We start from the raw sequence: 12,588 nt of genomic DNA, 5'->3' as shown, positions 1-12,588 counted from the left end.
AGGCAACATGGAGTTTTCGACAGATCTGTCCAAGTACCGTCATGGCGTCTGCCTGTTCTCGATCTGGTTGTGTGCGAACTGGTCCCAACCTGTGTACGCCGCCTGCACACTCATCCCCACCGCCGGTAACGACAATTTTGTCTGCGACAGTGCCACCAGTGGGCCGCTGAGCGATTTGGCAGGCAATAACACCCTGACCTTCCCCGCCAATGGCAGCGGCAGGATCAACGGCAACGTGACCTTCGGCGCCGGCGCCGACACGGTGAACATGGCTTCCGGCATCGTGGCCGGCGCCGTGGATCTGGGCGACGGGGCGGACAGCTTTACGATCAGCGCCGGGCAAGTCACCGGTGCGGTCAGCCAGGACAATGGCATCGATCACTTCGTCATGTCGGGCGGCTCCCTTCAGTCCCTGGCCCAAGGGGACGGCCGCGACACCTTCCTGATGACTGCAGGCACCATCGTCGGCGCCTTCGAAGATGGCGACGTCGCCAAAATGACCGGTGGCACCATTGGCCGCGTCGACATGAAACTCGACAACAATATTTTCGAGATGTCCGCCGGGCAGATCCTCGGCAATCTGGTGACGGGTTTGGGTACCGACATCATCATCGTTTCCGGCGGCCGAATCGGCGGCAATATCAGTGTCAGCAACGGCAACGACAGTATCACGGTCACGGGTGGGGAAATCGTTGGCGAGATCCGCACCGGCAACGGCGATGACACCCTGGTCTGGGACGGCGGCGGGATCATCCGCTCGCCAATCCTCCTGCAGGCGGGCCACGACCGCGCCGCCTTGCGCAATCTGACCGAAAGCACCCTCGCGCTCACCCCGAGCATCGATGGCGGTATCGGCAACGATCTGCTGACCTTCGATCACACCACCTCATCGGGCGCCACCCGGTACATCAACTGGGAAACCGTCAATCTGGAAAACGGCTCGCGCTTCGATCTGGATAGCAACTTTCAACTGGGGGACAGCACCAGCGGCACGGGCGTATTCAGTATCGACAGCAGCAGTGCGCTGACCTCGGTGCAAGGCAGCATTACGCCATTGACCGCGGGCCGGCTCGCAACCTTGAACAACAGCGGGGTCATCGATCTCACCCGTGGTAACTCGAGCACCAATGACACCCTGACTGTCGAGGGTAATTACGTGGGTAACGGCGGTCAGTTGCTATTGCAAAGCGCAGTGGGCGATGACAGCTCCCCCGGCGACAAACTGGTGGTGAACAATGGGACGCTGACCGGCAACACCCTGATTACGCTCAGCAACATCGGTGGCGTAGGCGCACTGACGCAGCAGAACGGCATCCAGTTGGTCCAGGCCCAAGGCACGGCCGTCAGCGACAACACCGCGTTCACCCTTAAAGCCCCGGTGTCGGTCGGTGCCTTTGATTACCGCCTGTTCAAAGGCGGCATTACACCGGGTAGCGAAAACAGTTGGTACCTGCGTTCATCGGTGGTGGCGCCGCCATTGGTCGCGGTCGCCAACCCTGATCCCGCCTTGCCGCCGACGCTGGAGCCCATCGTCGCAGTGCCGGTGGCCGCGCCGGTGGTTATGACCTCCACGGTTAATGGGGCTGAAGAAGTCGTGACGGTCGTAGCCCCGGTGTTACCGGCCGCTGTACCAGGCGCGGCCCCGATCCCCCTGTATCGCGAAGCGGTGCCTGCCTGGTCGGTGGTGCCGCCAGCCGCAGCACAATTGAGCCTGACAGCGTTGGGCACGTTCCATGACCGTCAAGGCGATCAGCGCCTGCTGACAGAAACCGGGGCCTTGGGCGCTGGTTGGGGCCGGGTCTACGGCAAGAATCTCGAGCAGACCTGGGCCGGCACCGTCACGCCAAAACTGGACGGCTCGCTCAATGGCTTCCAGGTCGGCAATGACCTGTTCAGTTCGCAGCTGGCGAGTGGACAAACCCAGCGCAGTGGTTTCTTTGTCGGCCACAGCCGCCTGCACGGTGATGTCGACGGTTTCAACGAGGGCTTCGAAGGCAAACGCTCCGGCAAGGTGGAATTGCAAGGCGACAGTCTTGGCGTTTACTGGACCCTGACCGATCCTGCCGGCGCCTATCTCGATACCGTGGCCATGTACACCTGGCTCAACGGTGACAACCATTCGCAAAGCGGCCTGAAGATCGACAGTGAGGGTCACGTCACGACGTTATCGGCAGAGGTCGGATACCCGATCGCAGTGGCCGGCAACTGGGTGGTTGAACCCCAGGCCCAGGCGATTTACCAGAAGGTCAAACTCGACAGTCAGGACGACGGCATCTCCCATGTCTCGTTCGATTCCGACAGCGCCTGGACAGGTCGCGTCGGCGCTCGCCTCAAGGGTCGCTACGAGGTCAGTGGCCGGCCGCTGGAACCCTATCTGCGGGCCAACATCTGGCACACCTTCACCGGTACCGACACCGTCACCTTTGATCATGTCGATCAGGTCGAAACCCAACAACGAACCTCGTCCGCCGACCTCGGTATCGGGATGGTGCTGAGCGTCGCGGCATCCGTCAGTGTGTATGCCAGTGTCGACTACAGCAGCAATATCGACAGCAACCAGCAACGGGGAACATTCGGTAACGCGGGGGTCCGGGTGAAGTGGTGAGGGTCGAAAACCACTCTGTCCCGAGAGTTTTTTTGACGATCCGTCGAACAAACAAGAACTTAGATGCACGCCATAAATCAGGCACTTAAACCTTTACCACTTATCGGCCGTCTTCTTGACGTGATCGTTCCGGTCTTCTTGACTCAGTTACTACCCCCCGGAATTACCATCAGGATCAGCCTCGGGCTCCCGTAAAAACGGGCAGCCCGTGGCGAGCCCTATTCCATTCGGTCGTCCCTCATTCGGGGTAGGAGAGACGCCAGAGCGAGATACCGCATGCGACTGCAAGGTAGACCGCCATGAAAACTTCACTCACCTCAGAAGAGATCAAAGTCACTTTTTGCACCGTGTCGAGTTCAATCCTGTTGTGTTCCTCCCTGGAAATACAAGCCGCCCCTGCCGAACAAGAAACAACGCCGTGGTATCGCCAGGACATCCCGACGCTTAGTCTGTCTACCCTTGCAGTAACGTACCCCGGTCAGTTCAGCGCTCATCCCGATCTGCGAAGTTCGAACCTGACCACCGAAGACGCCGCGCCCACGGCCTGGGACCAACTCTACGGCCAACCTTCTCGCCAGGCACAAGCCGATTTCCTTTCCCTGAAGCTGGCCGTTCCCGGCAACCACGAATTCAAAGGCCCGGCGATCCTCACGCTGCAAAGCGCCAGTGGCCATACGCAGAGGGTCGGGCTGGTCGGCGGTACGAGTCAGTTCCATCTCAACAACAACGGCGCGCAAATAACCCCGGTAATGTCCGACTCCAATAGCGACACGCTCAACCTCCAGGGGCAAAGCCTCGGCGCCTACTGGAGCCTGACCGGACCACAAGGCTGGCACGTCGACCTGACCGCCAGCGGTGGCCGGGTCAGCGGCTTCAGCCGCAACGAGCAAGGGACCCGAAGAGCCACCGAGGGCAGCGCGGTGACGCTGTCGGTGGAAGGTGGCTTCCCCATCGACCTTGGCGAAAACTGGGTGATTGAACCCCAGGCACAATTGATCAATCAGCGCATCAGCCTGGACACCCCTTATGGCGGTTCCGGCAACGCGGCTTCCACTGATCTGATTTCGTGGAGTGGCCGGGTCGGCGCGCACTTGAAAGGCAGTTACGACATCAACGGCCTGCCGGTCGAACCTTACGTGCGGACCAACTTGTGGCACACGGTATATAGCGGCAGTACCGTGACACTCGATCAGGTCGACAAGATCAGCAGCAGCCGCAGTTCCTCGACCGTCGAACTGGGCCTGGGCCTGGTCGCCAGGGTCACGCCGACCGTGAGTTTTTACGTCAGCGCCGATTACAGCAGTGACGTGGATGACAATGACCTGAACGGTTTGATCGGCAGCCTTGGTGTGCGGATGCGCTGGTGAAAAACTGGTATTTCTTACAGTATCCACGGCTCTGCGGGTGATGCATTGTGATGGCAGGTCACTCTGATCGAGACCATCACTCATGCCATTGAATTCTGCGCACCACGGCACACCGAACCTTGCGGTTTCAGATCCGCGTGGCTTGGCGGTCAGGACCATTCAATACCATCGGCGGCTAGCAGCTGATCCGGTTGAGGCGCGGGTGACGCATCAACGGTTCGATACCGCCGGCCGGGCGGTGGCCAGTCGGGATCCGTATCTGTTTGCCCTGGCACAGAACGATGCGTCGGTGCCGGCCAACTTGAGCCAGGTGTACAGCCTGTCTGGTGCACCCTTGTCGAGTGACAGCGTGGACGCGGGTTGGCGAGTGGCGTTGCACAGTGCTGCCGGGCAACGCGTCGAGGCTTGGGACGGCCGTGGCAGCCACTCCCGGACTGAGTTCGATGAACTGCTGCGGCCGCTGGCCGTACATGAACGTGGCGAGGATGTCGCCGAGCACGTCCTCGAGCGTTTCACGTATGCGGGAGTCGATGCCGACGCGGCCTCACACAATCTCTGTGGTCAACTGATTCGCCATGACGACCCGGCCGGCACCTTGCACCTGCGCGAACTTGGCATTGCTGGCGCCGTGCTGCAACAGACCCGGCATTTTTTGCGCGAGACCGATCCCGTGAATTGGCCCGACAGCGTGCCTGCTCGCGATGCGTTGCTCGAAGCTGTCGGGGGCGCCACCACCGCGCTGCACTATGCCGCCAGCGGTGAATTACTCCGGCAAATCGATGCACTGGGCAATCGTCAACGTTTCGCCTATACCGTCGCCAGCGAATTGAAGGACACGCACCTGACCTTGGCCGGCGACGATCAAAAAGAGCTGACGCTGGTCAGCGATTTGCACTACAGCGCCTCCGGTCAGATCGAGTCGGAAACCGCCGGCAACGGCGTCGTCACCCGCCACCGCTACGATCCGGCGGATGGCCACCTCATCGGCCTGAGCGCACACAAGGCCAACGGCACACCGCTGCAGGACCTGAAATATAGCTACGACGCGGTCGGCAACGTACTGAGCCTGGAAGATGCCGCCCAACCGATCCGCTACTTCAACAACCAGCGCATCGAACCGATCAAGACCTACCGCTACGACACCCTCGATCAATTGATCGAAGCCACTGGATGGGAGGCAAGGACCGGCCATGACGGTCCTGCCCTGCCCGACCTGCAACCCTTGCCCCTCGACCCCAACCGGGTCGCCCGGTACACCCAGACCTTTCATTACGATGCGGGGGGCAATCTCCTGGATTTGGTGCATGTCGGCTCTCAGGCCCATGGCCGCACCTTGACCCGTGCCCAATACAGCAACCGTTGCCTGCCCGAACGCAATGGCCGACCGCCGACGGAAGAGGAACTGGCCACCGGTTTCGATGCCAACGGGAATTTGCGTGAGTTGCAAGCGGGCCAGTCGCTCGACTGGGACCTGCGCAATCAACTGTCCAGCGTGCGCCCTGTGGTCCGCGACGATGGCAATGATGACTATGAGCGCTACCTCTACGACGGCGGCGGGCAACGGGTGCGCAAACTGCGCTCTAAGCAGACCAACGCCCGCACACTGATCAGTGAAGTGCGCTACCTGCCCGGCGTGGAAATCCGCAGTCATGGCGGCACCGGCGAAATCCTTCACGTGATCAGTGCCAGCGCCGGTAGCAACAGCGTGCAGGTGCTGCATTGGGTCAACCAGAAGCCGGATGACATGGCCAACGACCAAGTGCGCTACAGCCTCAATGACCACCTGAAATCCAGCGCACTGGAACTGGACCAGAACGCCGACCTGATCAGCCAGGAATGGTATTACCCGTTTGGCGGTACGGCTTGTTTCGCGGCCCGCTCGGCCATAGAAGCCAGGTACAAGACCGTGCGGTATTCGGGCAAGGAGCGGGATGCGACGGGGCTTTATTATTACGGGTTCAGGTATTACGCGCCGTGGTTGCAGCGGTGGATTAATCCGGATCCTGCGGGGTATGTGGATGGAGCGAATTTATATCGAATGACGAAAAACAACCCGATTACATTTTTGGATAATAATGGGCTTATTACGAAAGAAGATCGAGCTGAACGGCGCCAGATCGAGCGTAACCTGCCGATAAGAGCCCGAGGCATGACAGCCATAACGAAGTACAACCCAGAATTCGCCGACAAAATAAAAACCGGCTTAGATGACGCAAGAATTAAAATAGCCAACGCCATCAAGGCTGTGGAAAAAATTGTAAACAACGAAGATGATGGCACCTATTCAGGAATTATCAGTGATTTCATGGGGAAAGCCGCACCACCGGAGCCTTTGTTAGAGAAGCTCAAGTCACTCTATGCATTCAGCAGGCAATACGGCCACAACTCCCAACGAATAGTTGCTGTAGAGATTACTCAACCTAAAGCTGGACATAGCTCGCCAAGTTATGCTTTTGTTTATAATCATTCAACACTAAAAAACATCTACATCAATTCCATCTCACTAAAACACCCAAGAGGATACTTTTCCAACACACTCATTCATGAGTACACGCATATTTCTGACGACTTGAATACTAGAGATTTTTATTACATCAACGACGACTCGACCTCCGAGACATTCAACGCCCAACTCAGGGCTTTCGATTGGCTGGAGGGTAAATACAAACTAACTGTAGGAATTAGGGACGAAGATGACTTCATTGACGCGTCCAACGAACCCGACATGCCATCCGCACTGAATAAATACTCCAATGACAGAGAATTCAGAGAGCTAGTTTCGACAGGTAATGCCGACACATGGAGTGAAATGATCGCCACACTGAGCGATAGAACAATCGCTACACATCAGCACATATTTGTGTGAGTCAACATCAATCGCTGACGATATGATTGAATTCGCCACACCCCAACCAATGTCCAAAAAACTCAGCGAGGTGCCTCCCTATAAATCATACAAAGCCAACTCAGGAAGGCACCTGCAAATACGTTATATCTCCGGCCTTAACATCAACACCGCCAACGGCGGTAAATTCAGCACCAACGACAACGCCTGCCCATGGCTCGGTGCGTCTTCGGCAACCGCCCCGCCACTGTTGCCGTAGTTGGAGCCGGCATAGATCGACGAATCGCTGTTGAGCACCTCGTTCCACTGCCCGGCAAACGGTACCCCGACGCGATATGCCTCACGTGGCACCGGGGTAAAGTTGGCCACCACCAACAGTGGCTTGCCGTCCTTGCTCCAGCGCAGCCATGCATAAACGCTGTTGATCGCGTCATCGCCGATCAGCCATTGGAACCCCTGCGGCACATCGTCCTGCTCGTGCAACGCCGGCTCTTCGCGGTACAGGTGGTTGAGGTCGGCCACCAGTTTCTGCACGCCCTTGTGCTCAGAGTATTGCAAAAGGTACCAGTCCAGTTGTTGGTCGTGGTTCCACTCGCGCCACTGGCCGAACTCGCAGCCCATGAACAGCAGCTTCTTGCCCGGATGCGCCCACATGAAACTCAGGTAGGCCCGCAGGTTGGCGAATTTCTGCCAGCGGTCGCCGGGCATCTTGTCGATCAGCGAGTGTTTGCCGTGCACCACTTCGTCGTGGGAAATCGGCAGGATGAAGCGCTCGGACCAGGCGTACACCAGGCCGAAACTCAGCTCGTTGTGGTGATGGGCGCGGTAGACCGGGTCTTGCTGAATGTAGTGCAGCGAATCGTGCATCCAGCCCATGTTCCATTTGTAGGCAAAACCCAGACCGCCCTGTTGCGTGCCCTGGCTGACGCCCGGCCATGCGGTGGATTCTTCGGCGATCACCAGTGCACCGGGCGCTTCCAGGGCCACCACGTCGTTGAGGTGGCGCAGGAAGTCGATGGCTTCGAGGTTCTCCCGGCCGCCATGGCGGTTCGGCACCCATTCGCCGGCCTTGCGCGAGTAGTCGCGGTACAGCATCGAGGCCACCGCATCGACCCGCAGGCCGTCGACATGGAAATGCTTGAGCCAGTGCAGCGCCGACGCCAGCATGTAGCCGTGCACTTCGGTGCGCCCCAGGTTGTAGATCAGTGTGTCCCAATCCTGGTGGAAGCCCTCCTGCGGGTTGCCGTACTCATACAGCGCCGTGCCGTCGAACTGGGCCAGGCCATGGGTATCGGTGGGGAAATGCGCCGGCACCCAGTCGAGAATCACCCCGAGCCCGGCCACATGGCAGGCGTTGACGAACGCGGCGAACTCGTCCGGCGTGCCATATCGCGCACTCGGCGCGAATTGCGACAGCAACTGATAACCCCACGAACCGCCGAACGGGTGCTCCATGATCGGCATCAGTTCGATGTGGGTGAAGCCCAGGTCTTTCACATAGGGAATCAACCGCTCGGTGAGTTCCGGCCAGGTGTACTGGCGAGCCACTTCGCCGAGGTCGTCCAGCTCGCATTGCCACGAGCCGGCGTGCAATTCGTAGATCGACAATGGCGCCGTCACCCGCTGACGATCGCCCCGGCCCATCATCCAGTCCTGATCCTGCCAGTCGACTTTCAAGGGGGAAGCGACTTTCGAAGCGGTGTCCGGAGGCAGGCTGGTGGCCAGCGCCATGGGATCAGCCTTCAACGGCAGAATGCCGTGGGCACCGAGAATCTCGTATTTGTAGGCGTCGCCCGCTTGCAGGCGCGGAATGAACAACTCCCAGACACCGGTGGGATGACGCAGGCGCATCGGATGCCGGCGCCCGTCCCAGACGTTGAAATCCCCGACCACCGACACTCGCCGGGCATTCGGTGCCCACACGGCGAAGCGCACACCATCGACGCCGTCCACGGTCTTGAGTTGTGCGCCCAGGCACGCGCTGAGGTCACGGTGATTGCCTTCGGCAAACAGGTACAAATCCATTTCGCCCAGCAATGGGCCAAAGCTGTAAGGGTCTTCGGCCGTTTGCTCTCCGCCGGCCCAACGGGTGCGCAGCAAATACCCTTGCACACGGTCGAAATGCCCGACAAACAACCCCGGCGTCTCAGTGGCCTCAAGCTTTCCAAGCTCCTTGCCCGAGTCCCTGGCAAGCACTTCTACACTCAGGGCGCCCGGCAGATAAGCGCGAATGAACTGCCCGCCGGCGCCATCACCGTGGGGGCCGAGAATGGCGAAAGGATCGATATGCTCGGCGCGCACCAATGCATCGATATCCCGTGCGCTGGGCAGTAGCGCTTCTTTGTGATGACCCTGTTCCTTGTTCGAGACACTCATGACTACTCTCCACCAAGATCGGAAAAGGGTTTAAGCCCACTCAATAATCCATATAAACCGTGCAACGGCACGGGAAGCCAGGTGGGGCGATTTTCCGCCTCATAGGCCACTTCATACGCCGCCTTCTCCAGGCCGAACAACGCCAGCGCGGCGTCCTCGCCTTCGGGATCTTGCCATGCATGGGCAAGACTAGCTGCCGCCAGCCGATAAGCGTCGACAAATGCTTGCCGCGCCTCGCTCAGGTAGCGCTCGGTGACCCGCGAACGCGCGGCAGCGGCTGCGGCCGTGTTGTCGACGCCCTGCACGTTGATCGCCATCGCCGCCGCATAGTCGAAGGAACGCAGCACGCCGCTGACATCCTTGTACGGGCTGTGTTTGCCCCGTCGTTCCTGCAACGGCCGTGCCGGTTCACCTTCAAAGTCGATCAGATAGGCATCGCCCTTGACCACCAGCACCTGCCCCAAATGCAGGTCGCCGTGCACCCGAATGCGCAAGCCGCCTGCAGTCTTTTTGCCCAACGCTTGCACATGACCAAGAATGGCTTTTTTGTTGTCCAGCAAACGGCTGACCAGGATCTGGTCTGCCGTATTCAGTTGATTTTCATGTTGCTTGAGCACGTTCAGCGCGTGCTCGACTTGCGCCGCGACATCCTTGGCCGAGGCCGTCGCTTCCTTCTGCGTGGTGACCTGCGGCAAGAAGTCCGGATGGGTACCCGGCGCTGCCAGTACCTGATGCATTTCCCCCAGGCGCTGGCCGAGCATAGCGGCGAAATCTTTCAGTTCGCCGAGCGCGTTGTAATGTTGCTCCTGCTCGGACACGGCGTCGGCCAGCTCATCGCGAAGCGCCCGTTCGAGGTTGTTCTGGGTCCACTCCCAGGCGTCACCCTGATTACTCAGATAGCCTTGGGCAATCATCAGCAAGTTGTCTTGACCCGCTGCATCCCGACGCACCACGGCACCCAGCAATGGCGAAATATTGCCGAACCCGGCTTGCGTCAGGTAAGCGCTCATCTCCAGTTCAGGATGCACCCCGGAGGCGACCTTGCGGATCAACTTCAACACCAGGCTGTTACCGATCACCACTGAGCTGTTGGACTGTTCGGCGGACAGGTAGCGCACCGGCGACTCGGCATTGAGGCCGAGTTTTTCAAGCTCCGCGGTGGACTCGAAGCGGATGTCGCCATCGCTGGAAGCCAACACTGTGCCGGCCTGAATGCCCTGCAATACGGCATGCACAAAAGTTTCCAGGCTGAAGGCATCGGTGATCAGACCGACCTGGCGCCCGCGCCGTACCCGCGACAACGCCAATTGCTGCGGTAGCGGCGTACCAACCTGGTCTTCCGGGATAAAGCCGAACGGCAACTGGTAGCGGCTGCTCTGGCCTGCGCTGGTGACATTGATCTCACTGAACAGCACCGGATGCTGCGGATCGCCGAACCGCACGCCATACACCAGATCGACCTGTTCGATGTCGGCGTCCTTGCCGGCAAACCAGCGGCGGTTCTGCAACCAATTGGGCAGGATGCTTTGCTCCAGCGTGGTCCTCGATGGTGCTTCGAGCAGTTCTTCCATGCGTTTTTGCAGCACCAGCGTAGTGAAGTCCGGCAGGCTTTGTGCGGGCTCCACGTGCCAGCTCGGCATCTGGTTTTCCGCGGCGAGGCCGAACCAGTAAAAGCCGTAAGGCGCCAGCGTCAGGAGGAAATTCAGCTGGCCGATGGGCGGGAACGCGTTACCACCGAGCATTTCCACCGGCACCATGCCGACGTAGGCCGACAAATCCAGCTCGGCGGCCTGGGCACTGCGCGACACGTTGGCCACGCACAGAATGACTTCGTGCTTGCCGTCCACCCCGGTGTACTCACGGGTGTAGGCCAGAATCCGCCGGTTGCTGGGCGACAGCATCTTCAACGTACCGCGCCCGAAGGCCTTGGATTGCTTGCGCACGGCGAGCAGGCGTCGGGTCCAGTTCAACAGCGAATGCGGGTCGCCGGCCTGGGTTTCGACGTTGACCGACAGGTAGCCATATTGCGGGTCCATGATCGGCGGCAGCACCAGGCTGGCCGGGTCGGCGCGGGAGAAACCGCCGTTGCGGTCGATGGACCATTGCATCGGCGTGCGCACACCATCGCGGTCGCCGAGGTAGATGTTGTCGCCCATGCCGATTTCGTCGCCGTAATACAGGGTCGGCGTGCCGGGCATGGACAGCAGCAGGCTGTTGAGCAGCTCGACCCGACGGCGGTCGCGCTCCACCAATGGCGCCAGACGGCGACGAATCCCCAGATTGATCCGCGCGCGACGGTCGGCGGCATAGTAATTCCACAGGTAGTCGCGCTCCTTGTCGGTGACCATTTCCAGGGTCAGCTCATCGTGATTGCGCAGGAAAATTGCCCATTGGCAGTTGGCGGGAATTTCCGGAGTCTGGCGCAGAATATCGGTGATCGGGAAGCGATCCTCCTGGGCCAGCGCCATGTACATGCGCGGCATCAGCGGGAAGTGAAAGGCCATGTGGCATTCGTCGCCGTTCAGGCCTTTTTTATCGGTGTCGCCAAAGTACAACCGGGTGTCTTCCGGCCACTGATTGGCCTCGGCCAACAGCATGCGGTCGGGGTAGTTGGCGTCGATTTCCGCACGGATCCTTTTCAGGACGTCATGGGTTTCCGGCAGGTTCTCGTTGTTGGTGCCGTCGCGTTCGATCAGGTAGGGAATCGCGTCCAGACGCAAGCCGTCGATGCCCATGTCGAGCCAGTAGCGCATCACCGACAGCACCGCTTTCATGACTTGCGGGTTATCGAAATTCAGGTCCGGCTGGTGGGAATAGAAACGGTGCCAGAAGTATTGGCCGGCGACCGGGTCCCAGGTCCAGTTGGACTTTTCGGTGTCGAGGAAAATGATACGGGTGCCGTCGTATTTCTGATCGTCATCGGACCACACGTAGAAGTCCCGCGCTGCCGAACCGGGCTTGGCCTTGCGTGCGCGCTGGAACCACGGGTGCTGGTCGGAGGTGTGGTTGATGACCAGCTCGGTGATCACCCGCAGGCCGCGCTTGTGCGCCTCGGCAATGAAGCGCCTGGCATCGGCCATGGTGCCGTAGTCACTGTGTACGCCGCGGTACTCAGCGATGTCATAACCGTCATCGCGCCGTGGCGAGGGGTAGAACGGCAACAGCCAGATGGTGTTCACGCCCAGGTCGGCGATGTAGTCGAGCTTGGCGATGAGGCCGGGAAAGTCGCCGATCCCGTCGTTGTTGGAGTCGAAATACGATTTGACGTGAACTTGATAGATCACCGCGTCCTTGTACCAGAGCGGGTCATTGATGAACGTGGCTGCCTTGGGTTTCTTCGCCATTTGAAACTCCTGGTGAGTTCGATAAGGCCGCTGGGGCCGTTCGCCTGCCTC

At 59.7% G+C, this 12,588-nt stretch carries 5 protein-coding genes; 3 read left to right on the top strand and 2 right to left on the bottom strand.

Annotation, left to right across the window (positions count from 1 at the left end):
- The first annotated feature begins 7 nt into the window (after window positions 1-7).
- The 3 genes from RS887_RS24055 (at window position 8) to RS887_RS24045 (ending at window position 6,838) form a co-directional block, all read left to right on the top strand.
- On the top strand, window positions 8-2,605 hold the full coding sequence (locus RS887_RS24055) for an autotransporter outer membrane beta-barrel domain-containing protein (protein WP_322617351.1): 2,598 nt from the start codon (window positions 8-10) through the stop codon (window positions 2,603-2,605).
- A gap of 299 nt (window positions 2,606-2,904) precedes the next feature.
- Window positions 2,905-3,972 (top strand): autotransporter outer membrane beta-barrel domain-containing protein, encoded by a 1,068-nt coding sequence (locus RS887_RS24050; protein ID WP_322617350.1) that lies wholly within the window; start codon window positions 2,905-2,907, stop codon window positions 3,970-3,972.
- Between the two features lie 82 nt (window positions 3,973-4,054).
- Window positions 4,055-6,838, top strand: a complete 2,784-nt coding sequence (locus RS887_RS24045) for an RHS repeat-associated core domain-containing protein (protein ID WP_322617349.1) — start codon at window positions 4,055-4,057, stop codon at window positions 6,836-6,838.
- Window positions 6,839-6,961: 123 nt separating this feature from the next.
- Here the strand turns inward: RS887_RS24045 and glgB are convergent, their stop codons facing one another.
- Window positions 6,962-9,193: a 1,4-alpha-glucan branching protein GlgB gene (gene glgB / locus RS887_RS24040; protein ID WP_322617348.1), complete on the bottom strand. Its 2,232-nt coding sequence runs from the start codon at window positions 9,191-9,193 to the stop codon at window positions 6,962-6,964.
- A 2-nt stretch (window positions 9,194-9,195) separates the two neighbouring features.
- Window positions 9,196-12,537 (bottom strand): maltose alpha-D-glucosyltransferase, encoded by a 3,342-nt coding sequence (gene treS, locus RS887_RS24035; RefSeq protein ID WP_322617347.1) that lies wholly within the window; start codon window positions 12,535-12,537, stop codon window positions 9,196-9,198.
- Window positions 12,538-12,588: the final 51 nt, after the last annotated feature.

It is taken from the genome of Pseudomonas sp. BIC9C (assembly GCF_034541995.1).
Lineage (GTDB): Bacteria > Pseudomonadota > Gammaproteobacteria > Pseudomonadales > Pseudomonadaceae > Aquipseudomonas > Aquipseudomonas fluorescens_CC.
The sequence above is the reverse complement of the archived record's forward strand: the minus strand, read 5'-3'. Positions and strand labels throughout refer to the sequence as shown.